Genomic DNA, 26,457 nt, shown 5'->3' on the forward strand with positions numbered 1-26,457 from the left:
ACGTGTTTCTTCCCTTTATCATCCCGCATTTGTATATTTTCCATTCTTTAAAGCGGGCGTAATAATATGTTTCAATGAACGATGTAATTTTGTTACGAGAACTGCCGCAATAATTGCTTTTATACAATCCCCTGGTAAAAACACAGCACTCACTTTCATTATCTCCCATACAGAAACATCCATTAAGAACGCTTGTACAGTAATACCAAATACATAAACTACGAAAATACCACCAATTATATTAATACATAATACTTTTATAATAGAAACTTCACGTAAACGCTCAATTAAATAACCAATAACAAACGCCCCAATGATGTAACCAAGTAAATATCCTGCACTTGGTCCAACAAATACACCAAGGCCACCACGTCCACCAGCAAGCAATGGTGCTCCAACTCCTACAATAAGTAAGAAAATAAGCTGACTTAACGCACCTAGACGTGATCCTAACAACCCACCCGCAAGCATAACACCGAGTGATTGCAATGTAATTGGAACTGGTGTAATAGAAAGAGCAATCGGAGGTATTAACCCTAACACTCCCATAATAGAACTAAATAAAGCGACGAAAACTAAATTTTTTGTATTCATATTTGCTTCTCCTATTTGTAAACTTAAAATTGTTTTTAGATAACATATCACAAAAATTATATTATCTTTCCACCCCTCTTTTGTCAACCGTTAATGTATTAGAGTTTACAAATAGAAGTTCACTTATTTCTCTCTATGCAAATGCTCCAGTTCTTTCCGAAGCGCCTGTTTTAAAAACTTCCCAACAGATGTTTTCGGTATTTCTTCCATAAAGACAATATCGTCTGGCAACCACCACTTCGCAAACTGTGGTTTTAAAAACTCATATATTTCTTCTTTTGTAACCGTACTATTTTTCTTTTGAACAACGCAGGCAATTGGTCGCTCTTGCCACTGAGGGTGAGGAACTGCAACGACAGCCGCTTCAAATATAGCATCATGTGCCATTAAAGCATTTTCAAGATCGACCGAAGAAATCCATTCTCCCCCGCTTTTAATAACATCCTTCGTACGGTCAACAATTTTCACGCAACCTTCCTCATCCACTGTGACAACATCACCAGTATATAACCATCCATCGCGAAAACCTTCGACAGTACGATTATCGTTATAATAGCTTTCAGCGATCCAAGGTGCTCGTAAACATAATTCTCCCATCTCAGTACCATCCCACTTCACGTCACCATTTGTACCGACTACTTTCATCTCGACACCAGGTACAAGATATCCTTGTTTAGAGCGAATTTCTAGTTGCTCTTCATACGATACTTCCGTTTCATAACTTTTTAAACGCGCAAGTGTTACGAGTGGACTCGTTTCAGTCATACCATATGCATGTATGAACGGAACATTATGTTTCTGTTCAAATGCTTTAATAACACTTTTCGGCGCAGCTGCACCTCCGCATAGTATTCTCGTCATACTAGATAAATCGTAACTATTATTTTCTAACTCTTGTAATACGCCGAGCCAAATTGTCGGCACACCCGCAGCTAACGTCACTTTTTCTGATTGAATCATCTCTAATAAAATTTTCGGAGTAAACATCGGTCCTGGAAGAACTTGTTTTGACCCAAACCAAGTAGCAGCGAAAGGAAGTCCCCAAGCGTTCACATGGAACATCGGTACAATCGCCATTGCAGCATCATTTTCCGATAAAGCAGCTGTATCCGCTAAACCGAGTGCCATACAGTGTAATACAGTACTACGATGCGTATATACAACACCTTTCGGATTTCCTGTAGTCGCTGACGTATAACACATACCAGCTGGTGTATTTTCATCAATATCTTTTACAAATTGAAAATTGGGATCGCCTTCTTCTAATAGCTTTTCATAATGATATACAGGCTTCAGCGTAGTGTTTGGGAGTTCATCTTTATCAGTCATAATAATGTAAGCTTGTACAGTTGATAATTGTGATTGAATATTTTCAACAAGCGGTACGAGATCTTCATCTATAAGTAGAATTCGGTCTTCTGCGTGCTGAATAATGTATGAAATATGTTGAGAAGATAAACGAATATTAATTGTGTGTAAAACGGAAGCAATACCAGGAATAGCAAAATACGCCTCCACATGTCGATGATGATTCCACGCTAACGTTCCTACACGTTCGCCTTCCTTAATCCCAAGCTTTTTTAACGCACTAGAAAGTCTTCTCGTCCTTTCTCCTAGCTGCTTATACGTTAATGTCGTAATGGTATCATGTGTACGAGAAACAATTTCTTTCTTCGAAAACAGTTTCTCTGCTCTTTCCATCATAGAACTAATTGTTAGCGGTACATTCATCATCATATTGGTTATATCCCCCTTTAAAACGTTTTCATTTTTTCGTTTATTATAACAGACTTCCGCAAATGATTACGACATTTTTCTGTATTTTCTGAATTATTTCTTTGGAAATAATTCAGAACGATAAACTATCTATCTTTTTTCTTACTTTCTTTTTCAGTTTAAAAATAAAACGATTACTGTATTCCTTATTTTCTACTAAAATTCGATATATCTCCCATACTCCTAACACACGAACAAAAAGATAAACTCCGATTTGTTGTTATCAAAATAAAAAAACTCCTTGATTCATTTAAAGGAGTTTTCAATGTAAGATATTTCATTGATTCACATATCCTTCTCTAGATATACAATATCTTTTTGTATCGCGATTCTTACCTTTAATAAACATATCCTTCTGAATTGTATATTTGTACTCCATATTCAAACGTTTCATTAATTTTTCAGATGCTTCATTTTCTGAATCACATCCCGCTTCAATACTATTAAGATGCAACTCATGAAAGCCATAGTAGAAAAAAGCTAATGCAGCCTCCGTGGCTAATCCTCTTCCCCAATATTTTCGAGATAAGGCGTATGCAATTTCTGCTGTATGTGTGACCAAATCATATTTTATAAATCCACACGTACCTATAAGTTTTTTCTCCTCTTTTAATACAATTCCAAGAGGTGCTACTTGCCCTTCATTATATTGCCCCACAATTTCTTCTACATAGTTATATGTGTCACATAACGATCGATGAGCATCCCATACAGTAAAAGTTGTCATCTCTTTATCTGTAGCATACTCATATATATGTAAACTATCACTCATATTCATTTTCCTTAACATAAGTCGTTTCGTATACAACGTTGGATATGACCATTTCTCAATGATCATAACGGCTTCTGCTTAAACTTTTCATAATGTCGTACTTTTAATAGAAGGATATTCCCGCAATCTGTACAAATATAAGCATCCACCGGTGAAGATGTGAACATCGTTTCCTTTTTCCGTATTTGTGCATATCCGACAAACTCACCTTCTCCTATGTTTTGAGAACCACAATTAGAGCATGTCTGCACGGTTTTTTGTTTCATGAGAGCACCACCTTTAATCTGTTTCCACTCCCTTCGACAGCTCACTTCCATTTCCCTTCCAAAAAACCTCTTATTCTCTCACATTTCAACAGGAATCTCAAAACAAAAATCGTATATGTACTATGAAATATATTTATTAACGGAGGAATTTTATGACTACTGTTATGACACTCGATATAGCAACAGAAATTGAAAATGCAGAAATTGATATGCTCTCTTCTAGATTAGAGAGACTACAAACAATAAGCGGAAACCCAATGCAAGTGCAAATGAAAAATTTCGGTAGTGCCACTGCCTTTTCATCAAAAATAATTGCCGGTCCTGCTTTTAATACGGTAAAAGGTATTACAAATGCAGATGCGATTGATGCAATCATTTCTTATTATGAATCACTACAAATCCCTTGTCGTTTTGAAATTACCCCAGCACAAGGTACAACTGAATTATTTCAATACTTATCTCAAAAAGGGTTTTATCAATCTAGCTTCCATACTGCTTTGTATAGTATACCGAGAGAGGGTTCATCACTTCCTCCTTCTAATATTACAATACGAAAACTAAAAGAAAATGAGTTTGATATTTTTGCAGACATATATATACGTGGATTTAATATGCCATCCTTTACAAAAGATAGCGTGCGCCAAAATAATGAAATTCTTTACAATGAACCAGGATGGCATTTTTTCATAGCTGAAGTTCAAAATATCCCTGCTGGTATTGGTGTCCTGTATATAAATAAGGGTGTCGCATCATTAGCTGCTTCTGCTACTTTACCAGAATTTCAGCGTAAAGGCTGTCATACTGCATTAATTCAAAAACGAATTAAGACAGCTATTGAATCCAATTGTACTTTAATAGTTGGACAAGCAAGGTTCGGTAGCGGCAGTCAAAATAACATGGAACGTGCCCACATGAAAATTGCTTATACAAAATCAATATGGACCGCAAAAGACATATAATTTACTTTATTTCTCCTTCCGTTACATTTTTAAACATTTTATGACAAATCCTTTTCTATCCTATTAATCATTTGAATATTCAAACTAGATTTGTTACGCTATTACTAGATACATCATTCAACTTGCAATATGAAAAGAGAATTCTAATCAAACTACAAGGAGGAGAAATGTATGACTAAACATGATCATGGTTTAAAAGAAAAAGTAGAAGGTGCCATTGATAAGGTAAAAGGTGAAGTAAAAGAAGTTGTTGGGAAAGTAACTGACAATAAGAAATTACAAGCTGAAGGAAAATGGGATAAGGTGAATGGCACTGCTAAAGATACAGTTGGTAATGTAAAAGAAAAAGTACATGAATATAAAGAACACAAGAAAGAAAAATAAAAAAAGAGCCCATCGGCTCTTTTTTTATTTTCCTTCATTCTTCTCTAGTACGTATAAATCTTCTTCGATATTCGTTAATTTCTCACTTACAAGCTTTCTTGCATCTCCAATTGCTTGATTATATGCAAACGGTCCAACTAATTTAATCATTTCTTCTATTAAACGCTCTGCTTGGAAACGTCCAATTTCATCTAAATCTTCTTCCATAAAAAATTGCTGAATTTGTGCTACAAGTTCTTCTTTTTTATCATTTGGTATTTTTATATTCATCATCGTTGTTACTCCTCTATATTTAAGATAGTATCTTCCTTAACTCTACCATAGAAAAACGATTACCAGGACAGCTTTTTGTAACTCCTTCTAACTCTCTATGACCGAGTATATTTTCTTTCTTTATAGCAAATTGCTTCATAAACAGTTTGCATAAAGAATATAATGCATTCACTTGTGCAGGAGTTGGATCGTATTTATCGAAATTTCCCGTCATACATATTCCAATTGTATGGTGGTTATGGTCTTTCGCGTGCGCTCCAATATGTAAACCTCGTCCTTCCACTACAGTTCCATCCTTTTCGATAAAATAGTTGTAACCAATTCCGCTCCACCCCCTTACAGTTTGATGAAATTCATGCGTTTTATACACGTCCCATCCATCTTCAGCTGTATGGTGAATAATCAGTTTGTTTACTTTTTCTAAAGGAACTAATTCATCTTGAAATGTTAGATTGACACGTTTAATTTCCATTTGAACTGCCTCCTCTTAAAAATCAATCATAATAATCGTTTTATCATCTGGCCTTATTCTTTTTTCGCCTTCTAGCTCTTCAATGATTGCTATATATTCGTTTATACTATTCTTTCTTATATATGCAACAGTTTGTTCTAATGACCAATCTGGGTGAAATAACCCGTCTGAACAAATAAAAATCCCACTCACTTCATCTGTATGTAATTCACCATGTTGTAAATAATGTATCGCTTCTTTCATTCCATTTGCAACTGAATAACCATTTGGCATATTTGCAAGATAACGATTGTATTTTAACTGTTCTCGAACATCTTGAAAAACATATTCTTCTGGTACAGATAACCCTTTTTTACGATCTTCTTCCCTCTTCTTTTTTGCTCTTTTACTAATTCCTTCAACTGTGTCTTTCGTTAATACTTGCATCGTTCCATTTTGAAAAGTTGCGACAATCATACAGTCCCCAAGCTGCGCATATTCAATTTTCTCACCAACTATTTGGACTGCCGCGATACATGTGCACCACAAATGCTCTTTTTTTCTCGTGTCTACTTCATATTCTAACATTTTGCTTTGCAATGCTTCATTTGCTTTGGCAACTGCAAATTGTAAACTATGATTCTCTCGTAATGCAGTAAAATAACTTGCAAATAAATGCGAAGCGATGTATGCTCCATTATGTCCCTTTTCATCACGAAACGGGACAAGTGGTGTTGCACCGTCACATACACCATAAATCTTTTTATCTTTATTACAAAAATAAGAATCCTCACATTCTTGCTTCAACGGGCTTTTCTGTTGATATGTTTTTATCTTCACAACTGTATCCCCTTTCAAATGATAAAATACTCAAATTCTTTCGATTAATCTAATTTACCAAAATAAACTGTTTTTACCCAAAACTTTCAATATCATATATAATCTTGAAATAATATGAATTTTTCAGTGAAGGACGGGAAAGAAATGGTCAGATTCCTTGGTGTTATTATCGGTTCTATTATTATTGCGGTTGCCTTTAATCTTTTCCTTATCCCCCACAAAATTTTAAGTAGTGGAATTGGCGGAATTGCTATTATTTTAGGGATTGTAACCCCTGTAAACACAGGCATTATTAACTTTGTATTAAACTTACCTATCCTTATTTTAGGGTACATAGGTCTTGGAAAAAAAGTAATTTTTAACACAGTTGTCTCTGTAGTTGTATTATCTGTTGCATTATACTACGTTCCAGTAAAAGTCGTAGCAACAGACCCATTGTTATCTTCTATCTTCGGAGGTGTCATCGCCGGAGCTGGTATTGGTCTTGTTTTTAACTGTAATGGATCCACTGGTGGATTTGATATTATCGGTATGCTTTTATCCCGCAAGCGAGACATTAAACTTGGCGGATTCCTTATTATTTTAAATGCAGTCGTTGTAATAATCGCAGGATTCTTCTTCACCTGGGATGTTGCACTTACAAGCTTACTTTCAATTTATGTAACTGGTAAAGTAATTGATGCTGTTCATACAAAACATCGTAAAGTTACACTTATGATTGTAACAAATGAAGCAGAAAAAATGAAAAAACAACTTCTTTCAACTGTTGTACGTGGAATAACGTTACTTGATGGCGAAGGTGCTTATTCAAGCGAGAAAAAGCGTGTACTTATGACCGTCGTTTCTCGTGAAGAATTAGCAAGTATGAAACTAACAATTTCTGAAATCGACCCGAATGCATTCGTTAATATTACAGAAACTGTAGAAGTGTTAGGACTTTTCAGAAGAAGTTAAAGACTAGGTGGGAATCCACCTAGTCTTTATTTTGCATAAATTCAATTCGGTTTCCAAATGGATCTGACACGTAAAATCGAATTACATCTGGCCGTGCATAATCATCAATCACTTTAACACCTTGCTCTATAAGTGTTTGCTTAAATTCATTAATTTCATTCACATAAAAAGCTGGATGAGCCTTTTTTGCTGGTGTAAAGTTCCGCTCGACACCAATATGGATTTCTTGATTTCCGCATTTAAACCAACATCCACCTCGTTTTTTCAACTCTTCTGGCTTTGGAATTTCTTCCATACCAATCGTATTCCCATAAAAATCACGCGCCTCTTCTTCACACCCTACAGGTGCAGCTACTTGCACGTGATCAATCCCTTGAATATAATTTTTCATTTTCTCTCCCCCCTCCTCTACCCTAATGTTATACGGAAAACAGCCGTCTGTAACTTACAAAAGGTTTATAAAACAATATAAGCTCCCCTTATTACCATCCTGCATTCACCTTGCAAAAAATAAAAAAAAAACAAAATTTATTCTATAACTTCCATTTTTTATAGAAATACACATTACATCTATATTATAGTTATGAATAGACAAATCTTTTTAGATGCTATTTGTACGGAGGAACTATTATGAGTCGTAAAAAATATTCACCAACTCAAAAAAAACGTCATCCGAACATTTCTAGACGTTTGCGAAACCATATACAAGATCGTTCATTAACAGAAATGTACGCATCTCTGTTCGAACACAATCCTGATAGTATTATTTCATTAAATTTAGAAGGAGTTATTCTACATATAAATCCTTCTGCCGAAAGAATATTAGGTTACACTTCTTTAGAATTAGAACAGAAAAATATTACCTCTATTTTAGAAGCCCATATTTCTGAGCAAGTATTACAAAATATAAAGAATACTGAAGCGGATAATCAACAAGAGTATATCTTATCTATTTATCATAAAAATGGATTCTTATTAGATGTTGTGACAAAACTAGTTCCTATTTTTGTTCAAAATCGTCTTACTGGCGTATATGCTATTATGAAGCCGCTTGAAAAATCAGAAAGAATTGAGAATATGCTAAAAGAAAGTGAGAAGAGATTACGTACATTAGTAAACTCCATGCCTGCGTTTGTTATATTTAAAGATCATGAAGGGCGCTGGCTTGAGGCAAATGATTACGCACTTTCTTGCTTCAATTTCCATCATGTACCTTACCACGGGAAAAAAGATAGCGAACTCATTCAATATAATGAAGCATACCGAGAAGCTTTTTTACATTGTGAAGAAATCGATGAACTAGCATGGCAACAAAGACAAATTCTTCATGGCGAGGAATTTATTATACATAGAGATGATTTCGATCTAATCTTAAGTATATCAAAAGTTCCGCTTTATCATCCTGATGGTTCTCGCAAAGGTCTTATCGTGATGGGGAGAGATGTTACTGAGCTAAAAGAAACTGAAAAGTTACTACGAAAATCAGAGAAGCTCGCAGTAGTCGGACAACTGACAGCTGGAATTGCCCATGAAATTCGAAATCCACTCACTTCTCTAAAAGGTTTTCTAACGTTGCTCCTCCCTGAAATAAGTGAAGAGCAGAAATGGTATATCGATGTTATGTTAAGTGAGATTTCACAAATGGAATCCATCACGAGTCAATTTATGGCGATGTCTAAGCCACAAGTATTATCTATCCAAACTTGTAACATACAAACTTTAATTGAAGAGGTAGTTACATTTATTTTACCGACTGCAATTATGCATAGCGTTCATATCATCATGGATCATTTTGATTACGTATATGATATTCAATGTGACGGTAACCAATTAAAACAAGTTTTTATAAACATATTAAAAAATGCGATAGAAGCAATGCCAAATGGCGGAAATATTTTCATCCAAACAAAACCATTAGAGAATAATTTCATCTTAATACGAATTATCGATGAAGGTTGTGGCATTCCAGAAGATCGTATCTCCCGTCTAGGCGAACCTTTTTATAGTTTAAAAGAAAAAGGCACAGGACTAGGATTAATGATGTGTTACAAAATAATTGAAGAACATCATGGTAAATTACACATTTCAAGCGAATTAAATAAAGGTACAATTGTTGATATTGAGCTACCACTTTCTTCATCTCACCTTGCAATCCAGTCTTAAATAAAAAAGAAGCATCTGCTAATCGTTAGCAGATGCTTCTTTTTTTAAAATACTTTGTCATACCACTCTTTTGCTTTTTCTACTTCACCCATCGTTAATTGATGCCCTCGATTTTCCCAATGCATTGTTACATTCGCATTTGCATTTTCTAATAGTACCTTCAATTCCTCTGACTCTGCTGATGAACAAATTGGGTCATTTGTCCCAGCAGCAATAAACACAGATTTCCCTGCTAAATTTGCTAATTGCATTCCTCTTCTAGGCACCATTGGGTGATGAAGCACAGCACCTTTTAATGCATTCTCATAATGGAATAATAAGCTTGCTGCGATATTTGCCCCATTCGAATAACCGATAGCTACAATGTTATTTCTATCGAATTTATATTCTTTAGCCGCTTCATCTAAAAATTCATTTAATTCCTTCGTACGGAAAATTAAATCCTCTTCATTAAAAATGCCCTCTGCTAATCGGCGGAAGAAACGCGGCATCCCATTCTCTAACACATTTCCCCTAACGCTTAATACCGACGCTTCCGGATCAATTATTTCTGCAAGTGGTAGTAAATCTAATTCATTACCACCTGTGCCATGAAGTAATAATAACACTGGTTTTGACGTATCTTTTCCTTTTTGAAAAACATGTTTCATCATAATCCTTTTCCCCCTTCAATCACTTTAATCTAAATTTCTCACTTCAAATGGTAAAAGCGTTTGTTCAATCTGTTTTCTATGTTGTTCATATTGTTCCGGTAACTTTAATTCCTCACCCATCGTCTCTAACGATTCATCATGAGCGAAACCAGGAGGATCTGTTGCAATTTCAAATAAGATTTCACCATGTTCTCTAAAATAAATCGCGTTAAAATAATTTCGATCTTGTACAGGAGTTACGTGATATCCAAAACGCGACACATGCTCTTTCCAGTCTAGCTGATCAGCATCGTCAATCGCTCTCCAAGCTATATGATGAACTGTACCAACGCCCATTTGGCCACGACCGATTGTTGATAATTTCAAATCAATAATATTTCCAATATCAGCAGAAGAACGGAATCGAACAAATTCACCCTCTTCTCCGATTTTCTCAAGACCCATAATATGTTCTAACAATTCAGCTGTTTTTTGAGGCTGTGCAGATAAAAGAACAGCACCTCCAAACCCTTTAATTGCTACTTCTGGTGTAACTTCTCCAAAACTCCAATTATTTAATTCGCCTGCTTCTCTTTCAACTAATTCTATATGCAAACCATGCGGATCATCAAATTCTAAATACTGCTCTCCAAAACGAGTCATTTTCGTATACGAAACATCGAATTTTTCTAATCTATTTTCCCAAAACTCCATTGCACCTTTTGGTACAACGTAAGACGTAATTCCTACTTGACCGTCCCCAATAATACCTTGACGAGCACCTGCCCATGGAAAAAACGTAATAATTGTTCCAGGTTTTCCTCCTTCATTTCCAAAATAAAGATGGTACGTACCTGGATCATCAAAATTCACTGTTTGTTTCACTAAACGTAACCCTAATACACCAGCATAAAAGTCTACATTTTCTTGTGGATGCCCTACAATCGCTGTAATGTGATGGATTCCCATTGTTTTCTTTTCCATTTCTTCCACTCCTTTTTTATTTCATTATAAAAATTCTTTTACATTTAAATTCATTATTCATTTTGTCCATGCTGCAAAGTAAAATCCGTTATAATAATTTTATCTCGAATTCGAGATATTAATTACAAAAATACATATTGGTGTCTAACCTATCAAATTACCTTGAACTCAAGATAATTCACAAAAAATATTCATTCGATTTATAACCATAATAATTTTTCATTATGCATGTTATTTATCTCGAACTCGAGATTTATTATAAGTTACTTATTTTTTATTGTCAATAAGTCCTTACTTTCATTTTACATGTAAAAAGAGTAAACGCTATTCATCGTTTACTCTTTTTGCAAATCATTTCTTTTCTTCTTCCAGTACTGCTTCCATCTCATTAAATTCACGATGAACTGCCTTAACGGGTTCTTTCGTTAATAAACTTACAACGATAACAGTTAATAAACTACAGAAAAATCCAGGTACCATTTCATACATAATTGCTTTTAAACTTGGAATTTGTACCCATGCTATAACAACTACTGCACCAACAATCATACCTGCAAGAACGCCCCATTTATTCGTCCTTTTCCAATATAAACTTAATAAAATGGCTGGTCCGAACGCTGAACCAAATCCAGCCCAAGCATAACCTACAAGTGTTAAAATTGTATCACTTGGATGATACGCTAAAACAACTGCGATCATAGCTACTACTAATACTGACAATCTACCGATAAATACAAGTTCTTTGTCACTTGCATTACGACGGAAAAATGTTTTATAGAAGTCTTCCGTTACTGCACTTGAAATAACAAGTAATTGTGAGGAAATACTACTCATAATCGAAGCCAAAATAGCTGATAATAAAAATCCTGTAATGTACGGATGGAATAAAATATTGGAGAATGTTACAAAGACCATTTCTGGATCTTGCAATGTTGCATTATTTTTAGCATAATAAGCGATACCAATTAGACCAGTAAGCATTGCACCTATAATTGAAATTGTCATCCAACCGATACCGATTCTACGAGAAGTCTTTAAATCTTTAATAGAGGTGATTGCCATAAAACGGACAATAATATGCGGTTGACCAAAATACCCAAGTCCCCATGCTAAAAATGAAATAATGCCAAGTATTGTGGTCCCTTTAAACATATCTAAATGCGATGCATCGACTTGTTTAATCGTATTAAATGTTTCTGTTACACCACCGACATCCGTAAAAGCAACAATTGGCACTAGTACAAGCGCAATAAACATAATACAACCTTGCACAAAGTCCGTCCAACTTACGGCTAGAAAGCCACCAAATAGTGTATACGCAACAACGACACCTACTGTTACAAATAAACCAATTTTATAATCAAGGTTAAAAGAATTTTCAAACAAACGTCCACCTGAAACTAAACCAGCCGACGCATAAAATGTGAAAAATACTAAAATGACGATAGCGGAGACAAAACGAAGTATTTTCGTACGATCTTTAAACCGATTCTCTAAAAAGTCTGGAATCGTAATTGAATCATTTGCCACTTCTGTATACGTTCGTAAACGCGGGGCAATGATTAAATAGTTTGCATACGCACCTATTAATAAACCTATCGCAATCCATACACTTGATAATCCTGTTGCATACATCGCACCAGGTAATCCCATTAGCATCCAACCACTCATGTCAGAAGCACCAGCTGATAAAGCTGTAACTGCTGGGCCGAGTCCCCTCCCGCCTAACATATAATCTGATAAATCGGATGTCTTCTTATAAGACCAATATCCGATATACAACATACCTGCCATATAAATAGCAAGCGAAACCATAATTTCAATCTTCACCAAATCTCTCCCTTAGTCCATAAGCCATTCAAAATTTCGAAAAATGACTTTTTCTATTTTCTTGTTTTCGCTTATGGTTCCCTACCTTAACAAACATTTTTTGTTCTTTCAAGTGAACGAGCACTGTTCATTACATGTGAAAACCTTTATAAACGCCTTTATTCCAGTGGATTACAATGATTTTTCAAGAATTTAAAGTAAAAATATTCAGAAAATTATATTGTGTTTTTTCACACCTTATTTACATTCGTTTACCCGATAAATTTTAAAAGAAAAAGCCATACAAATGTATGACTTTTAGCTTATTGACGTCTCAATTTTCGCTTTCTCTACATATACTTTACGAAATTTCATATAGCATCCAATACGCCAAGGTACTATATAACAAACCGCAAGAGTGTAGAAAAGAATGCCGATTGACTTTGGATCTAGACCTTGTAAATGTCTTCTAAAATAAGCACGTAAAAGAACGATAACTAAAAATGTAGCAATAAAAGCGATACTTTTTTTTGCATAAATTTGACCATCTTCTCTGACTTCATACCCACTTAAAATAATAAGTGGAATTGACAATAACAGTCCGATCCCAGCAGCTATACCAATTTGCCAACCAGCAAGTTGTATCGGTGCTGCGTATAAAGAAAAACCTGGTAATAAGAAGAATAATGGCAATAGTAGTCGTCTTCCTTTATTATTAATTGGTCGATTCATAGAGCGCATGCGTCTAAATATAACGAGCCCTATGAAGAGTAAAAAAATTGTAATACTGTACGAACCTTGCTGCAAGTGAATCTCTCCCTAAAAATAGTCATTTTCAAAAATACTCCCCTATTATACTCCTAATTTTTCCAAAAATATAATTATTCCTCTAAAAAATCTTACACATCAAATATACTTTTAGGTTTGATTTACTATAGGAAACAATTCCGAAAGAGGAACTACTCTCCCCACCTCGTCTTTAAACACAATATGCTCTCTAGTTAAATGGCGCGGGCTCTTCACTCCCGCCGCTGCCGCTAATGAAAATAAACTATATCTCATACTAATAATATAATTCATGACTCGCCACTTCTTCTCATACGGATCTAACGCTTTTTGATAATGCGGATTCGTCGTGGCTACACCAGATGGACATTGACCAGAATTACATTGAAGGGCCATAATACAGCCACTTGCCATCATAAACCCACGGGCTGAACTTACAGCATCCGCCCCAATCGCTAAAGCAATCGCCACTTTATCTGGTGTGATTAATTTACCCGATGCAAATACTTTAAACTTGTTACGGACACCATAATGGTTTGCTGTATCAATAAATGTAAGTAATGCTGGAATAAGCGGCAGTCCCATATAATCTGCCATCGATTTATACGTTGCTCCTGACCCGCCTTCTGAACCGTCGATTGTAATAAAATCTGGGTAAATGTTTAGTTCTTTCATTGTTTTTATTAAATCTTCCAAAGGCTCCTGCTGACCAATTACAATTTTCATTCCAACTGGTTTACCGCTGTTTTCTTGCAACTGTTGAATAAAACAAAGTGTATCCGCTGCATTCTTTAAAAATGAAAATCGATTCGGTGAATTAATCGTCTCTCCCTTTCGGACGTTGCGAACAGAAGCAATTTTCTCATTTACTTTTTGCCCCTCTAAATGACCACCACGTATTTTAGCACCTTGCCCAAATTTCAATTCGAATGCTCTAATATTACTTTCTTTCGCTTTCTCCATGAATTTTCCCATTGAAAAATTACCGTCTTCATCACGGTATCCAAATAACCCTGGACCAATTTGCGCAACGATATTCGCTCCTGTATGTAAATGTTCTGGAATAACGCCACCTTCACCCGTATTAATCCACGATCCGCCTGCCATTTTTGCTCCAAAACCACTCGCTAAAATATAATTTTCTCCAATCGCACCGTAAGAAGTCGCAGATGCACCAAACATGCCATGTAGCTTCCACGGATATTTACGGTTCTCACCGACTATAATTGCATCTTCTTCTTCGTACAGCCAAAGATTCGTTGTATCCGCTGTCAATTTTTCTCTTCTTGAAAATAACCCTTCTTTATGAATCACGTACTTTTTACCTTCCCGCTCTTGCGTGAGATTCACACTTAATTCCTCAGTTAATATCGGAAATAATGTATTAGCAATATAATATCCAGAAGCTTCAAAATCTCGTTTTGATCCAAAACCAAGTATTTCAGAGCGATATTTCGCTAAAAACATAACACTTTGAAAATCATAACGTGAGAAAGGCTTTCCATCCGTATCATGATCAAACCAATATTGTCGAAATTCAGGCCCTATCTTTTCCAGTAAGTAGCGCATTCTTCCTAAGTACGGATGTAATTTTAAAATAGAATGGTGTGTTCGTTTTTTTATAAAAAATGTAATGATAAAAAAGACGATTAAAAGCAACATTAAAAATAGTAATATACTAATAATAACGAGTAGCGTTTCACTCATCCCGCTTCCCCCTATGAAATTCCATAATAAAAGGAGAACACTAGATGTGCTCTCCTTTTATCTTTATTCATACTAACGTAGCAAGATGCTCTTTCGCGTCATATTCAACTAAACTTTCAGCGTGTTTAATTCGATGAACAAAGTCTGGATTAGCAATTAACGGTCTTCCGAATGCCGCTACATCAATCGTTCCTTCTTGCAACGCTTCTTCGGCCTCTTTCGGATTTTAATTACCAACCCCAACAATCGTACCATCCCAATATTTTCTTACTAGTTGATGAAAATTCTTTCCGTCAGCAATCTCTTGGGTATAATTCATCGTTGAAGGATGGATCATCGTTAACCCAACCTCTTTAAACATATTTATGAACGTTTCAATTGCAAACTCAGGGTTTTCCCACATATAAGTAGGATTATCACCTTTGAAAGCAGAGAAACGAAGAAGTGTTTTATTAGCTCCAACAGCTTCTATTACAGCCGCCGTTACTTCTTTCATAAACGTTAACCTTTGTTTTAAATCACCGCCATATTTATCTGTTCGCTTATTCGCAAACTCATACGTAAATTGATCGATTAAATATCCGTGTGCACCGTGAATTTCTACTCCATCAAATCCAGCTTCGATCGCATTTTTCGCAGCTTGTGCGTATTGCCCGATCACTTCTTGTATTTCTTCTAACGTCATTGCTTCTGGCGTATCAAACGGTTTACGAAAGCGTGGAACATTTCCCTCTGCAGCGATAGCCGACGGTGCTTGTGGCATTTGACCACCAATTATTTCATGATGACTCATACGCCCAACATGCCATATTTGAGCAATAATCGTCCCGCCTTCTTTATGTACCGCCTCTGTAACAGGTTTCCAAGAATCGATTTGCTCTTGTGTATAAATACCTGGTACTCCTGGGTTTCCTTTTGCTCTCGGACTAATGACAATTCCTTCTGTAATAATTAGTCCAATTCCATCCGCAGCACGTTTTCTGTAGTACTCCACTACATCCGCACCAACTACTCCAGTCTCATTATCTGCAAAGCATCTTGTCATCGGTGCCATCGCTATACGATTACGAAGAGACCAAGCTCCAACTTGAATTGGATCAAACAACTTTGTTTCTTCAACGTTTTCAAAAAATCCCCCAGCATTTACATTTGTTCCTTCATAAATACTCGCTGCTTTATTACTTGAACTTGTCATTTTTCTTCCCCCTAAAAAATCTTACTATAACCGCATCATACTTACTTTTAGATAGTAACGTCAATTTTTACGACTTTACAATAAAAAATTCGAATATCCAAAAAATAAAATGCTATAAATAATATTAAAAAGGTTTCCTTAGGAGGAAACCTTTTTTGTTGACCATATATGGCTGTCAATTCGTTTATCTCTTTAATAAAAAAAACACCTTATCAATAGAAGTAAAAATGGTTCAGTATTCTTCTAAAAATAATAACTTATATACCTAAAACAATGAAAGCCCTACCTCTCTTTCATCCTTACGGCTCCTCGTCCGTGCCAGTGTGAATCAGGATTGCAAAAATCAAGTAACTATTTTATCGAAGTATTCAATTAAACTTCGAACATTCATAAATGAAATTAAAAAATAAAAATGGATTTGATTGTAGTAATAACAATAGAGGTAATGCTCTAAAAGTGGTTTGAAAGAGTTGAATGTCTTTGAAATGATAAATTTTCTATAATTATGTTCCCAAAAAATTCAAGATCTTTTTTGGGATATAATACATTATTTGTAATGAACCTTAACAAAAGCTTTTTATCTGATTTTCTGTGATACCTTCAATTAATCCCAGTTCACTAATCAAAAATTCATATGCGTTATCTAACATCTTCTTTTCGCTTGCATTAAGTGCTTTTTCTTTCTGTATACGCATTAAATCACGCACAACTTCAGCACCTTCTTGCATTTTACCCGTCTTTATTTTATCAGTGTTCAATTTATACCTTTGTTTCCATGTAAGTAATCTATCTGATTCCCCATGTTGAAAAATATCCATTATGTGTGCTAATGCGGTTATATCCGTAACTGGACGTATATTCGAATTCAATATTCTCCCTGCTGGAATCATTAGTTCCATATTACTAGCCGACATTTTTATAACATAATACTGTTGTTTTTCTCCTGAGATTTCCTTCTCTTCTATGGCTTTAATTATACCTGCTCCCTGCATTGGATAAACAATGTTATCGCCAATTTGAAACAAATAATCCACCTCCATATATGGTAACCTTCTCAAGCTTAACATACTTTTAGTTTTTTAGCAAAAATTTTATTTTATCATAAAATTATTTTACACGTCAATACTTCAGAAGCAAGAAATTAAATTTACACAATACACTATAAAAATCGCAATTCCATTAAAGGTTCCACACACATTCATTCTCTTTTAATACAAAAACACATCACTACATTTAAGTAGTGATGTGTTTTTGTTAAGGCATAAATAAAGATCTACTTTTCCGTCTATATACTAACTTGCTTACTAACCGTTTCCCTCGCTAAAAGAAAACTCATAATCACTTGCGCTGCTACTCTACTCGTCATATCTCTGAAATCAAGAGTTGGATCAATCTCTACTATATCCATCCCTTGAACGAGCGGTTCTTTACCAAGGAATTCAATCGCATCTAGTAAAGTCGTACTATCCATTCCACCAGGCCCAATTGCTGGACAACCTGGCGCAAACGCTTGGTCTAGCACATCCATATCAAGAGAAATATAAATAGAAGTCACACCTTGATTTCTTAATAATTCAATACTTTCCGTGATAATATCTTTTATTTCTCGCTCTCGTACGTCTTTCATTGTATACACTGTTACACCATGCTCTATTGCATATTCATGGTACGCACGTGCATTAGAAAAATTACGAATTCCAATTTGAACAAGTTGTTTCCCTGTAATGACATCATTTTCTAGTAAACTACGGAATGGTGTACCATTTGACGGGCCTCCATCATCTAAATTACGTAAATCATGATGAGCATCAAATTGAATAATTCCGACCTTTCCTTTACTGTTTGCAAAACCTGTTATACTCGGAAAACTAATCGAGTGGTCACCCCCAAGAACGATTGGTATCATGTTCGGGTTTACTTTCGTTACATGACCAACTGTTTCCGCAATTCGTTTATGACTTTCTTTTATATCCGTCACATGCATCGTAATATCGCCGCAATCATATAAGACACTTTCTTTCATATCGTGTTTTTCTGTAATTGCATATGTGCTATATGCATCTAACATCGCACGAATTGTCTTTGGAGCAAAACTTGCTCCTGAATGACTAATAGATGGTTTAGAAAGGGGTGCTCCAATTAAGGCAGCACCGAATATTTCTACGCCTTCCTCCCAATCTTTAATCATCTCACTCCATTTTGTCACTTCACGATCAATAAACTTTGCATTTTTCTTTAAATAGTGGCCGTGCTCCACGATTGTTCACCTCTTGTATATGCAATATTACCATTCTTCCATACTGTATTCACATGACTTACGCCGTAATGATACGGTACGTAAGCATAATTGTAAGCATCCCATAAAACTAAATCTGCCTTACGACCAACTCTAATTTTCCCAGCTACATCACCACGGTTAATAGCATATGATGAGTTAACCGTTACGGCATTCCAAACTTCTTCTGGTGTCATTTTCAGTTTTAGCATCGCAATGCTCATAATAAGCTGAATATTTTCAGTTGGACAGCTACCTGGGTTAAAGTCTGTAGCTAACGCAACTGCAACACTTTCATCAATCATTTTACGACCACGAGCAAAGCTTTCTTTATTTAAATAGAAAGTTGTTCCTGGTAATAATGTTGCTACTGTATTCGAGTTTGCAAGCATTTCAATCCCTTTATCAGAAGCTCCAACTAAATGGTCCGCTGATGCTGCACCGATTTCTGCCGCTGCTTCCGCACCACCAAGAGGGTCGATTTCATCTGCATGAATTTTCACATCAAAGCCAAGCTCTTTCGCTTTTAATAAAAATTCTTTTGATTCTTCCACAGAGAACACACCTGTTTCACAGAAAATATCAACGAACTCCGCTAATTGTTTCTCTTTCATTTCTGGTAATAAATCTAACATCCATTGTAAAAACTCTTTCGATCTACCTTTATATTCTTTCGGAACTGCATGAGCACCTAAAAATGTGGAAACTAAATCGACTGGATGCTCTTTTTGTAATTGTGCTGTTGCCTCTAATTGTTTCCATTCCGTCTCATCATCTAATCCATAACCACTCTTCGCTTCTACAGTAGTAACTCCGAAAGATAGCATACGGTCTAAATGGAATTTCGCTTTTTGAACAAGTTCTTCTTTCGACGCCTGTTTCGTTGCATTTACAGTTGCAAGTATGCCTCCGCCTTGTTCTAAAATTTCTAAGTACGGAACTCCTTGTAGTTTTAGTGCGATTTCATTTTCACGAGATCCACCAAATACAAGGTGAGTATGCGGGTCAACAAGACCAGGAGAAACCATTTTCCCGCCGCAATCAATAACTTCTCTCGCTTGTAATCCTTTCGCTTCTTCCGCTGTTCCAACGAAAGTAATTACACCATTTTCAATTCCAACCGCACCGTTTTCGATAACAGGAAGCGTGTTCATCGCTTCCCGTCTTAACAAGCCATCTTCTTGATCCATTGTTAGTAATTGACCGATATTTATTAGTAAAGTGTCCAGCATGTTTTCTCCTCCTTATTTCATCATCGGAATGTTAACGCCTTTTTCTTTCGCAGTTTCCACAGCTAAGTCATACCCTGCATCCACGTGACGAACAACACCCATACCAGGATCAGAAGTTAATACGCGCTCAATTCGTTTTGCTGCTGCTTCTGTTCCATCTGCAACGATAACCATTCCCGCATGAAGTGAATAACCCATACCAACGCCACCACCGTGGTGAACAGATACCCAGCTTGCACCGTTTACACTATTAATTAATGCATTTAAAATTGGCCAGTCAGCTACTGCATCACTACCGTCTTTCATCGCTTCTGTTTCACGGTTTGGAGATGCTACTGATCCGCAATCTAAATGGTCACGACCAATAACAATCGGTGCTGATAATTCACCATTTGCAACCATTTCATTAATGATGCGACCAAATTTCGCACGCTCACCGTAACCTAACCAACAAATACGTGATGGAAGTCCTTGGAACTCAACTTGTTGACGTGCCATACGAATCCAGTTACATAAATGTTCATTATCAGCGAACTCACGTAAAATTACTTCGTCTGTTTTATAAATATCTTCTGGATCACCAGAAAGTGCTACCCAGCGGAATGGCCCTTTTCCTTCACAGAATAATGGACGAATAAATGCTGGAACGAATCCTGGGAAATCGAAAGCATTTTTCAAACCTTCATCGAAAGCAACTTGGCGAATGTTATTTCCATAATCAAATGTAATTGCACCTTTTTCTTGCATCGCAAGCATCGCTTCCACATGTTTTGTCATACTTTCTTTTGATAATTGTACGTAACGTTCTGGATCTTTTTCACGAAGTTTCGCTGCTTCTTCTAATGTGTAACCTACTGGAATATAACCGTTTAATGGATCATGAGCAGATGTTTGATCTGTAACTAAATCTGGCGTAATATCACGCTTCACTAGTTCTGGTAAAATCTCTGCCGCATTTCCTAGCAAGCCAATTGAAATTGGTTCTTTCTTCTCTTTATACTCGTTCGCAACAGTTAATGCTTCTTCTAATGATTCTGTATACATGTCACAATATCTCTTTTCAATACGACGATCGATGCTACGCTTATCAACATCAATAGCAATGACAACACCGCCGTTCATCGTTACAGCAAGAGGTTGTGCACCACCCATACCACCTAAACCAGCAGTAAGTGTTAATGTACCTTTTAATGAACCGTCGAAATGTTGACGAGCTGCTTCACCAAATGTTTCATATGTTCCTTGTAGAATCCCTTGTGTTCCAATGTAAATCCAGCTACCAGCTGTCATTTGTCCGTACATCATAAGACCTTTTTTCTCTAGTTCTCGGAAGTGATCCCAGTTTGCCCATTTTGGTACTAAGTTTGAGTTCGCTAACAGAACGCGAGGTGCATCTTCATGTGATTTAAAAATAGCAACTGGTTTTCCTGATTGAACAAGTAACGTTTCATCGCTTTCTAACGTTTTTAATGAATCTACAATCGCCTGATAGCTTTCCCAGTTACGAGCTGCACGGCCAATTCCGCCATACACAACTAATTCTTCTGGTTTTTCAGCAACTTCCGGATCTAAATTGTTCATTAACATACGAAGTGCAGCTTCTTGCACCCACCCTTTCGTTTGTAACTCTGTACCTCTTGGCGCGCGAATTGTTTGTTGTACTTTTTCCATTTCAATCTCTCCCTTTTCTCATTTTATAGTGCTGCGTTTACGTCTAATCTTTCTTTTATTGAATAATTCGTTTTTAACCAGTGCGCAATATTTTCAATATCCGTTGAGAATATACGGTCATTTTTAATAGATGGCACCTGCTGACGACCTTGATGGTAGAAGCTCTTCGTCACTGTACTCATGTTTTCAATTCCGCGATATTCTGCCGCTTGCATCGCACAAATCATTTCAATTGAAAGAACACGTCTTACATTTTGAATAATTTGATGTGCATGACGTGAAGCGATTGTTCCCATACTTACGTGATCTTCTTGGTTAGCTGATGACGGGATTGAATCAACACTCGCCGGATGTGCTAACGTTTTATTTTCAGAAACTAGCGACGCTGCAGCATATTGCATAATCATTGCACCAGACTGAAGTCCTGGTTCTGGACTTAAAAATGGTGGTAAATCGTTTAACTGCGGATTTACTAAACGCTCAATACGACGCTCTGAAATGTTTGCAAGTTCCGCCATTCCTACTTTTAAGAAGTCCATCGCAAACGCAATCGGTTGACCATGGAAATTACCACCTGAAATTACTTTTTCCCCGCCATCAAAGATTAGCGGATTATCTGTTGCGGCATTCATTTCAATTTCTAATTTTTCTTTCACATAATTCAAAACTTGCCAAGAAGCACCGTGTACTTGCGGGATACAACGAAGTGAATAGGCATCCTGTACACGTAGTTCTCCTTGTTTTGTTGTTAACTTACTATCATGAAGAATGTCACGAATTCTGCTTGCTACATCCACTTGCTCTTTATAACCACGTGCTTTATGAACATTTTCATCAAATGCATCAATAATGCCTTGTAACCCTTCAATTGTCATCGAAGCAATTAGTTCAGCTTGATACGCCGTTGCTTCTGCTTCTATATAAGAAAGAACTCCTTGTGCTGTCATCGCCTGCGTACCATTAATTAACGCAAGACCTTCTTTCGCTTCAAGTTCAATTGGCTCAAGCCCTTCTTCTGTAAGAGCAACCATTGCATGAACGCGTTTCCCTTTATAGAACACTTCACCTTCGCCTAATAATACGAGCGCAAGATGAGATAAAGGTGCTAAATCTCCACTTGCACCAAGTGAACCTTGTTGCGGAACGACTGGATGAATTTTACGATTTACAAACTCAAGAAGCATATTTACAACGAGCGGCCTTACGCCTGATACTCCTTTAAGCATCGTGTTCGCTCGTAAAATTAACATTCCGCGCGATACTTCTTCCGGGAATGGATCACCAATTCCACATGCATGTGACTGAATTAAATTATGTTGAAGTGCCTTTACATCATCTTTTTGGATAAGCACATCACTAAACTTTCCAAATCCAGTTGTAATACCGTAAACGACTTTTCCGTCCTCTACAATTTTCTCAACTACTTCACGGCACTCCGCTACCTTTTGCATACTAGTTGGACAAGCTGTTACACCTTCTCCTTCCAGTAATAACCTCTTCATTTCTTCAACTGTCAATGTATGTCCTGTTAACGTAATCATCATTTTTCCTCCTTAAAAAGGCAAAAGGGGACCTTATCTTTTTAAGACAGACTTCTGTCCTAAAAAAGTAAGGCCCCCTTCTAACTAATAGACTATGGGCAAATCATATGTGATTAATTCCTAAACCAATCGCCTCATGCTCAGATCCTTTTACAGGTGCACCAATCGTTCCATATAATGCAACAGCAACCCATTCGCCTTCTTTTTTCCCGTCGTATGGTGTACCGCGCACAATCGCAAAACGAAGTCCTACTGTACGAAGAACGTCTGCTAACTGAATTTGACCTCTCGTCACTCCGTACAAAGCTTCCATAATTGCATGATAAAGTGCATGTGTTTCTCTGTAAACGTCTGTTTCAATAACTTGGTTGCTTTTAGCCGCTGTTTCCATTGCTGCGACAACCTTTTGCGAATTCATCGAACCCACTTTCCCCGTACAATACTTCCAACCTTTTGGAATGGATAATACAGGACTTTCATTCTCATCCGCAAGTGCCAACAGCATGGCCATACGACCAATTCGATGTGTTCCTTGAAGAAGCATGTGACTCTCTCATTTCTTTTGAATTATTTGAATATTACTTAATTTAAGAATATATGAAAACGGTTAAATCGTCAATAGTTTAAAATCATATTCAAACATTTTTTTCATCCCCCTAATTTTGTGTACACAAATGATTTACACAAAATTTCCAGACGTGCTATAGTCTCACTAACAGATGCAAAGGAGCGAAATTTCAGTGACAAAACGAAAAGATATTCATTTTCGAATTGAAGAGAAATTACTTGAAAGGTTTGAATCAGCACTCCATTACGAAGGTTTAAAGAAAACAGATGTATTAACACATGCAATCCAACAATTTTGCACAAAGGTGGAATGTGACAAAATGAATGATGTAAAACGACAATATAACGTTAGCAACCATTTACAAACACGCATCAACACACATACACATTACGAAGAAAAACACGTAGATTTAGATAAGATTGTCATTGAACATTTACACCTTCAAGGGGATGAAAACATATTAGAGGTTGGGTGCGCTAGTGGAAAATTCCTTTCCCTTTTACAAACAAATGGTCATAAAGGCCCATTAACCGGGTTTGATCAATCCGAAGCTATGCTTGCTGAAGCTGTTAAAATAAATAACTTAATAGAATGGAAACGAGGGGATGCTAGTAAACTTCCTTTCGAAACAAATTGTTATGACCTAATAATTGCAAGACATATGTTATACCATGTGAAAGATGTTGAAAAAACAATTCAAGGCTTTTATAAAGTCATTCGTCCTGGCGGAACACTTTTAGCTACAACAAATTCTAAAGTTTCATTACCTCGTATAGTTGAAATGTGTAACAACATGCTTGATGCATTTGATCTACCGAAAACATCACCAGCAGTCTCTCCGTTTTGTTTAGAAAATGGTAAAGAGATAGTAGCATCTGCTTTTCCAACGGTTAAAGAAACAGTTATTCATAATGCGCTCGTTTTTCATCATGCTACCCCAATAGTAAACTATATTTCCAGCATGTTTCCATCGCTAAATATACCCGATAATATGTATCTTCAAGCCGAGATGAAAGAATGGCTAACAGAAGAAATCAACAAGGAATTATCGCTCCATAACGGTATATGGCGCGATCCAAAAACGTTAGTAATTTATCGGTGTAAAAAAGAAAAAAGCTAGCTTTTGCTAGCGCATACGGTCCAGCACAAATTGCTGCCACTAATTTTTCTTGTTCATGAAATTGACGAATGATTGAAAAAAGAGGTTTTGCATCTTCCAACTGTACTTCTTCTCCACCTGGAATAAGTATCCCCTCGTACTCATCTACACGTACTTCACTTACTTCTATATGTGGCTGCACTTGCAAACCTGTTTCACTTATAATCAATTCTTTTGTTAAGCCCGCTGTAATGATTTCAAATTTATTTTTCAGCAATGCCGTCGCTACTGTTATTTCAAACTCCGCAAATGTTGGGTATACAAATAAAAGTATTTTTTTCATAGCCCTCTCTCCTTTAACCAGTCCATAAAATATACCTCTAAATCGTCAACTGTTAATCTATTCGTGTCCACATAAGTTACAGGAAATTGTTTATACCAGTCTTTTTCAGTTTCTACTAATTTAAATTGCTCCTCAAATGTACTTCTATTTCTTGTTCTATCATTATTTTTTCTATCATATACATTCTTTTTCGTAACATCTAAGTAAAAAATCACATCCGAACGGCATTCTCTTAATTTATATAATTCATCTTTCAATTCAGTTTCTATATCCCACTCTTCTCCTATAATCGTTGGATAAAAGAGTGTAAAAAATTCAATGTCTTCTGGTCCGCGATCAAAAATTACGACTGAATCTTTCACATTTTGAAACTCCTTTATTTTTGCTTCCATAAACATTTTTTGATTCATAATAAACCCTACTTTTGAATTCATATCTAAATTCAATTTTTTTCGTTTCTCTACAATTGGATATGGATTTTCATATATAACTCGAAACCCTCTCATTTCTAACCTTTTTGCTAATGTTGTTTTTCCGCTAGCCATCGGCCCTTGCAGTGAAATTACGTATGCCACGCCCCTCATTCCCTTACTCTTTAGTACACCTATAATATACAGAATCTTGAAAACTCTCAACATTATATATATCATCTTGTTTCTTATTCTTATCTAACTTATAATGAAAAATAGAGATTATGACGGACGCATCAATAATGTAAGCTTGGAAATCCAAGCTTACATTATTTTTTGCTTTCTCTTTTCTAATAAAAAGAGTATACTAGATTAGAACGTATGTTCTTAATAATTACATACAGTAAGGAGATAGAACAATGGTATACGACACAAAAGCAATTTCTTGGAATGAATCTTTAAAACAACTTCAACGCCGCTATACAAACAAACAAGTTGACCGAAAAGAATTTGAGGATATTGAACTGATGGAATTCTTCCGCGATAACGACTACATTTCTTTACCTACACACATAAGTGGCCTATCAAAAACACGTTTTACTTCTTACTCTATTTTCACAACTGAAGATAAAGATCGTAAAGTTGGCACATTAATCATTGAATATGTAGAAGATGATAATAATAATTTACATGTGGAACAACTATACTTTGTTTAAATGATAACGCTTGGTCAAAATGACCAAGCGTTCTTGCTTTCTATGAATCTCACTGTA

26 protein-coding genes and 3 pseudogenes are annotated in these 26,457 nt (G+C 36.1%); 6 read left to right on the plus strand and 23 right to left on the minus strand.

What is annotated here, in order from left to right:
* Positions 1 to 18 precede the first annotated feature (18 nt).
* From MR168_RS06950 to MR168_RS06970, 5 genes and pseudogenes are all read right to left on the minus strand, one after another.
* Complete coding sequence (locus MR168_RS06950) at positions 19 to 594, minus strand: biotin transporter BioY (RefSeq protein WP_001093333.1); 576 nt, start codon at positions 592 to 594, stop codon at positions 19 to 21.
* A 123-nt stretch (positions 595 to 717) separates the two neighbouring features.
* The gene (locus tag MR168_RS06955; protein WP_086388766.1) at positions 718 to 2,331 is read right to left on the minus strand and encodes a long-chain fatty acid--CoA ligase; all 1,614 of its coding nucleotides are present in this window, start codon (positions 2,329 to 2,331) and stop codon (positions 718 to 720) included.
* 112 nt (positions 2,332 to 2,443) lie between these two features.
* A pseudogene (locus tag MR168_RS06960) lies at positions 2,444 to 2,584 on the minus strand (helix-turn-helix domain-containing protein); the annotation flags it as partial.
* 63 nt (positions 2,585 to 2,647) lie between these two features.
* The gene (locus MR168_RS06965) at positions 2,648 to 3,208 is read right to left on the minus strand and encodes a GNAT family N-acetyltransferase (protein WP_140159392.1); all 561 of its coding nucleotides are present in this window, start codon (positions 3,206 to 3,208) and stop codon (positions 2,648 to 2,650) included.
* Positions 3,205 to 3,408 (minus strand): hypothetical protein, encoded by a 204-nt coding sequence (locus MR168_RS06970; protein WP_000810948.1) that lies wholly within the window; start codon positions 3,406 to 3,408, stop codon positions 3,205 to 3,207. The genes MR168_RS06965 and MR168_RS06970 overlap by 4 nt, the downstream gene beginning before the upstream one ends.
* 152 nt (positions 3,409 to 3,560) lie before the next feature.
* Here MR168_RS06970 and MR168_RS06975 point away from each other — a divergent pair, with 152 nt between their 5' ends.
* Entirely contained in the window at positions 3,561 to 4,367 is an 807-nt protein-coding gene (locus MR168_RS06975; RefSeq protein WP_006927357.1) for a GNAT family N-acetyltransferase, read from the plus strand.
* A 171-nt stretch (positions 4,368 to 4,538) separates the two neighbouring features.
* Positions 4,539 to 4,751 carry a CsbD family protein gene (locus MR168_RS06980; protein WP_242291210.1) on the plus strand — a complete coding sequence of 71 codons (213 nt, stop codon included), beginning with the start codon at positions 4,539 to 4,541 and terminating at the stop codon, positions 4,749 to 4,751.
* A 24-nt stretch (positions 4,752 to 4,775) separates the two neighbouring features.
* On the opposite strand, the gene MR168_RS06985 is transcribed toward MR168_RS06980, so the two are convergent.
* Genes MR168_RS06985 through MR168_RS06995 form a run of 3 tightly spaced genes read right to left on the minus strand, consistent with a single transcriptional unit; the run spans position 4,776 to position 6,333 of the window.
* A complete protein-coding gene (locus MR168_RS06985) occupies positions 4,776 to 5,024 on the minus strand; it encodes a DUF2164 domain-containing protein (RefSeq protein ID WP_000981064.1) in 249 nt (82 codons plus the stop codon).
* 19 nt (positions 5,025 to 5,043) lie between these two features.
* Positions 5,044 to 5,496 carry a peptidoglycan recognition protein family protein gene (locus MR168_RS06990; protein ID WP_006927358.1) on the minus strand — a complete coding sequence of 151 codons (453 nt, stop codon included), beginning with the start codon at positions 5,494 to 5,496 and terminating at the stop codon, positions 5,044 to 5,046.
* 15 nt (positions 5,497 to 5,511) lie between these two features.
* On the minus strand, positions 5,512 to 6,333 hold the full coding sequence (locus MR168_RS06995; protein ID WP_033692858.1) for a protein phosphatase 2C domain-containing protein: 822 nt from the start codon (positions 6,331 to 6,333) through the stop codon (positions 5,512 to 5,514).
* Between the two features lie 126 nt (positions 6,334 to 6,459).
* Between MR168_RS06995 and MR168_RS07000 the strand changes: the two genes are divergently transcribed.
* Complete coding sequence (locus tag MR168_RS07000) at positions 6,460 to 7,269, plus strand: YitT family protein (protein WP_000251344.1); 810 nt, start codon at positions 6,460 to 6,462, stop codon at positions 7,267 to 7,269.
* A gap of 19 nt (positions 7,270 to 7,288) precedes the next feature.
* Here the strand turns inward: MR168_RS07000 and MR168_RS07005 are convergent, their stop codons facing one another.
* Entirely contained in the window at positions 7,289 to 7,660 is a 372-nt protein-coding gene (locus MR168_RS07005) for a VOC family protein (protein WP_000800772.1), read from the minus strand.
* Positions 7,661 to 7,899: 239 nt separating this feature from the next.
* Between MR168_RS07005 and MR168_RS07010 the strand changes: the two genes are divergently transcribed.
* Positions 7,900 to 9,432, plus strand: a complete 1,533-nt coding sequence (locus MR168_RS07010; protein WP_000087654.1) for a BA3702 family sensor histidine kinase — start codon at positions 7,900 to 7,902, stop codon at positions 9,430 to 9,432.
* Positions 9,433 to 9,476: 44 nt separating this feature from the next.
* Here the strand turns inward: MR168_RS07010 and MR168_RS07015 are convergent, their stop codons facing one another.
* From MR168_RS07015 to hutP, 12 genes and pseudogenes are all read right to left on the minus strand, one after another.
* Positions 9,477 to 10,085 carry an alpha/beta hydrolase gene (locus MR168_RS07015; protein ID WP_086412236.1) on the minus strand — a complete coding sequence of 203 codons (609 nt, stop codon included), beginning with the start codon at positions 10,083 to 10,085 and terminating at the stop codon, positions 9,477 to 9,479.
* A 24-nt stretch (positions 10,086 to 10,109) separates the two neighbouring features.
* Positions 10,110 to 11,048: a ring-cleaving dioxygenase gene (locus tag MR168_RS07020; protein ID WP_000412727.1), complete on the minus strand. Its 939-nt coding sequence runs from the start codon at positions 11,046 to 11,048 to the stop codon at positions 10,110 to 10,112.
* Between the two features lie 351 nt (positions 11,049 to 11,399).
* Entirely contained in the window at positions 11,400 to 12,878 is a 1,479-nt protein-coding gene (putP, locus tag MR168_RS07025; RefSeq protein ID WP_139849073.1) for a sodium/proline symporter PutP, read from the minus strand.
* Positions 12,879 to 13,175: 297 nt separating this feature from the next.
* Entirely contained in the window at positions 13,176 to 13,664 is a 489-nt protein-coding gene (locus MR168_RS07030) for a cytochrome c biogenesis protein CcdC (protein ID WP_086412238.1), read from the minus strand.
* Positions 13,665 to 13,775: 111 nt separating this feature from the next.
* Complete coding sequence (locus MR168_RS07035) at positions 13,776 to 15,350, minus strand: FMN-binding glutamate synthase family protein (RefSeq protein WP_000005171.1); 1,575 nt, start codon at positions 15,348 to 15,350, stop codon at positions 13,776 to 13,778.
* A gap of 67 nt (positions 15,351 to 15,417) precedes the next feature.
* Positions 15,418 to 16,545 (minus strand): annotated as a pseudogene (locus MR168_RS07040) (alkene reductase).
* A gap of 563 nt (positions 16,546 to 17,108) precedes the next feature.
* On the minus strand, positions 17,109 to 17,570 hold the full coding sequence (locus MR168_RS07045) for a CarD family transcriptional regulator (RefSeq protein WP_170317877.1): 462 nt from the start codon (positions 17,568 to 17,570) through the stop codon (positions 17,109 to 17,111).
* Positions 17,571 to 17,830: 260 nt separating this feature from the next.
* The gene (hutG, locus tag MR168_RS07050) at positions 17,831 to 18,802 is read right to left on the minus strand and encodes a formimidoylglutamase (RefSeq protein ID WP_000399850.1); all 972 of its coding nucleotides are present in this window, start codon (positions 18,800 to 18,802) and stop codon (positions 17,831 to 17,833) included.
* Entirely contained in the window at positions 18,781 to 20,052 is a 1,272-nt protein-coding gene (gene hutI, locus MR168_RS07055) for an imidazolonepropionase (RefSeq protein WP_242291211.1), read from the minus strand. Before hutI ends, hutG begins: the two co-directional genes overlap by 22 nt.
* A gap of 12 nt (positions 20,053 to 20,064) precedes the next feature.
* Positions 20,065 to 21,723 (minus strand): urocanate hydratase, encoded by a 1,659-nt coding sequence (gene hutU / locus MR168_RS07060; RefSeq protein WP_000416944.1) that lies wholly within the window; start codon positions 21,721 to 21,723, stop codon positions 20,065 to 20,067.
* Between the two features lie 23 nt (positions 21,724 to 21,746).
* Positions 21,747 to 23,264 carry a histidine ammonia-lyase gene (hutH, locus tag MR168_RS07065; RefSeq protein ID WP_000631872.1) on the minus strand — a complete coding sequence of 506 codons (1,518 nt, stop codon included), beginning with the start codon at positions 23,262 to 23,264 and terminating at the stop codon, positions 21,747 to 21,749.
* 103 nt (positions 23,265 to 23,367) lie between these two features.
* Positions 23,368 to 23,808 (minus strand): hut operon transcriptional regulator HutP, encoded by a 441-nt coding sequence (hutP, locus tag MR168_RS07070; protein ID WP_000926516.1) that lies wholly within the window; start codon positions 23,806 to 23,808, stop codon positions 23,368 to 23,370.
* 196 nt (positions 23,809 to 24,004) lie between these two features.
* On the opposite strand from hutP, the gene MR168_RS07075 reads away from it, so the two are divergent.
* Positions 24,005 to 24,952, plus strand: a complete 948-nt coding sequence (locus tag MR168_RS07075) for a class I SAM-dependent methyltransferase (RefSeq protein ID WP_103597621.1) — start codon at positions 24,005 to 24,007, stop codon at positions 24,950 to 24,952.
* On the opposite strand, the pseudogene MR168_RS07080 reads toward MR168_RS07075, so the two are convergent.
* Positions 24,942 to 25,274: pseudogene (locus MR168_RS07080) on the minus strand (DJ-1/PfpI family protein); the annotation flags it as partial. The gene MR168_RS07075 and the pseudogene MR168_RS07080 overlap by 11 nt on opposite strands.
* Positions 25,271 to 25,858: an AAA family ATPase gene (locus MR168_RS07085; protein ID WP_103597623.1), complete on the minus strand. Its 588-nt coding sequence runs from the start codon at positions 25,856 to 25,858 to the stop codon at positions 25,271 to 25,273. The gene MR168_RS07085 and the pseudogene MR168_RS07080, both read right to left, overlap by 4 nt.
* A 245-nt stretch (positions 25,859 to 26,103) precedes the next feature.
* Between MR168_RS07085 and MR168_RS07090 the strand changes: the two genes are divergently transcribed.
* Positions 26,104 to 26,400, plus strand: coding sequence for a hypothetical protein (locus tag MR168_RS07090; protein ID WP_000262401.1), 297 nt, complete (start codon positions 26,104 to 26,106; stop codon positions 26,398 to 26,400).
* Positions 26,401 to 26,457 lie beyond the last annotated feature (57 nt).

The sequence above is a fragment of the Bacillus cereus group sp. BfR-BA-01356 genome, from assembly GCF_022663635.1.
Lineage (GTDB): Bacteria > Bacillota > Bacilli > Bacillales > Bacillaceae_G > Bacillus_A > Bacillus_A cereus.

Bases quoted from the DNA above. Each gene is read 5' to 3' on its own strand.
- MR168_RS06950 (WP_001093333.1), bottom strand. From the start codon at position 594: ATGAATACAAAAAATTTAGTTTTCGTCGCTTTATTTAGTTCTATTATG.
- MR168_RS06955 (WP_086388766.1), bottom strand. From the start codon at position 2,331: ATGATGATGAATGTACCGCTAACAATTAGTTCTATGATGGAAAGAGCA.
- MR168_RS06965 (WP_140159392.1), bottom strand. From the start codon at position 3,208: ATGATCATTGAGAAATGGTCATATCCAACGTTGTATACGAAACGACTT.
- MR168_RS06970 (WP_000810948.1), bottom strand. From the start codon at position 3,408: ATGAAACAAAAAACCGTGCAGACATGCTCTAATTGTGGTTCTCAAAAC.
- MR168_RS06975 (WP_006927357.1), top strand. From the start codon at position 3,561: ATGACTACTGTTATGACACTCGATATAGCAACAGAAATTGAAAATGCA.
- MR168_RS06980 (WP_242291210.1), top strand. From the start codon at position 4,539: ATGACTAAACATGATCATGGTTTAAAAGAAAAAGTAGAAGGTGCCATT.
- MR168_RS06985 (WP_000981064.1), bottom strand. From the start codon at position 5,024: ATGATGAATATAAAAATACCAAATGATAAAAAAGAAGAACTTGTAGCA.
- MR168_RS06990 (WP_006927358.1), bottom strand. From the start codon at position 5,496: ATGGAAATTAAACGTGTCAATCTAACATTTCAAGATGAATTAGTTCCT.
- MR168_RS07000 (WP_000251344.1), top strand. From the start codon at position 6,460: ATGGTCAGATTCCTTGGTGTTATTATCGGTTCTATTATTATTGCGGTT.
- MR168_RS07005 (WP_000800772.1), bottom strand. From the start codon at position 7,660: ATGAAAAATTATATTCAAGGGATTGATCACGTGCAAGTAGCTGCACCT.
- MR168_RS07010 (WP_000087654.1), top strand. From the start codon at position 7,900: ATGAGTCGTAAAAAATATTCACCAACTCAAAAAAAACGTCATCCGAAC.
- MR168_RS07015 (WP_086412236.1), bottom strand. From the start codon at position 10,085: ATGATGAAACATGTTTTTCAAAAAGGAAAAGATACGTCAAAACCAGTG.
- MR168_RS07020 (WP_000412727.1), bottom strand. From the start codon at position 11,048: ATGGAAAAGAAAACAATGGGAATCCATCACATTACAGCGATTGTAGGG.
- MR168_RS07035 (WP_000005171.1), bottom strand. From the start codon at position 15,350: ATGAGTGAAACGCTACTCGTTATTATTAGTATATTACTATTTTTAATG.
- hutI (WP_242291211.1), bottom strand. From the start codon at position 20,052: ATGCTGGACACTTTACTAATAAATATCGGTCAATTACTAACAATGGAT.
- hutU (WP_000416944.1), bottom strand. From the start codon at position 21,723: ATGGAAAAAGTACAACAAACAATTCGCGCGCCAAGAGGTACAGAGTTA.
- hutH (WP_000631872.1), bottom strand. From the start codon at position 23,264: ATGATTACGTTAACAGGACATACATTGACAGTTGAAGAAATGAAGAGG.
- hutP (WP_000926516.1), bottom strand. From the start codon at position 23,808: ATGCTTCTTCAAGGAACACATCGAATTGGTCGTATGGCCATGCTGTTG.
- MR168_RS07085 (WP_103597623.1), bottom strand. From the start codon at position 25,858: ATGAGGGGCGTGGCATACGTAATTTCACTGCAAGGGCCGATGGCTAGC.
- MR168_RS07090 (WP_000262401.1), top strand. From the start codon at position 26,104: ATGGTATACGACACAAAAGCAATTTCTTGGAATGAATCTTTAAAACAA.